We start from the raw sequence: 579 nt of genomic DNA on the forward strand, positions 1-579 counted from the left end.
TGTTTTGAATGTTTCCTCATATTTCAACGCATAGGTGATCGCACGGCCTAACTTCGATCCTGGGAGCACCGATTGATTGCGACACCAATCAAAGAACGTTGTCATTAATGGTGCTAATCTTTCTTTGCGCTTGCACAATCTTTCAGCTGAAGACAGCTCAGCCCAAGAGGCTTCTAGTGAAAACATCTGGTCACAATAAGCTAATCCCTTGCGCCCCAATGACTGCTTATCTGCCTGTTTCGGCGTTGCTTCAAAAAATTTTCGGCGCACATGTGCCCAACAACCTACTAACTTTGCTTTAGGTAGTTGGCGATACGCTGACCACATATCACAATGAACATAGCCATCATATTCGCCGAGAAATTCTTGAACAGCTAAGCCACTTCGGCGTTGATCATGATGATAGAGCGTAATTGGCTGTGCTGCTTGTTTTCCTGAAAGGAATGTCCAGTAATAAGTCAAGGGAGCCTCATTTTCTAAAACTCTATAAGCTGTTTCATCCGCATGAAGAAGGTCTTGTGTTAATAATTTTTCGTGTAGTAGCTCATAGAGCGGTTCGAAATAATACTGACTAGACTT

The 579-nt window shown here is 43.0% G+C and carries 1 pseudogene; it reads right to left on the minus strand.

Annotated elements, in window-relative coordinates:
- A pseudogene (locus ACTQZM_RS11995) lies at positions 1 to 579 on the minus strand (IS66-like element short variant transposase); the annotation flags it as partial.

It is taken from the genome of Enterococcus cecorum, assembly GCF_052119425.1.
Lineage (GTDB): Bacteria > Bacillota > Bacilli > Lactobacillales > Enterococcaceae > Enterococcus_E > Enterococcus_E cecorum_C.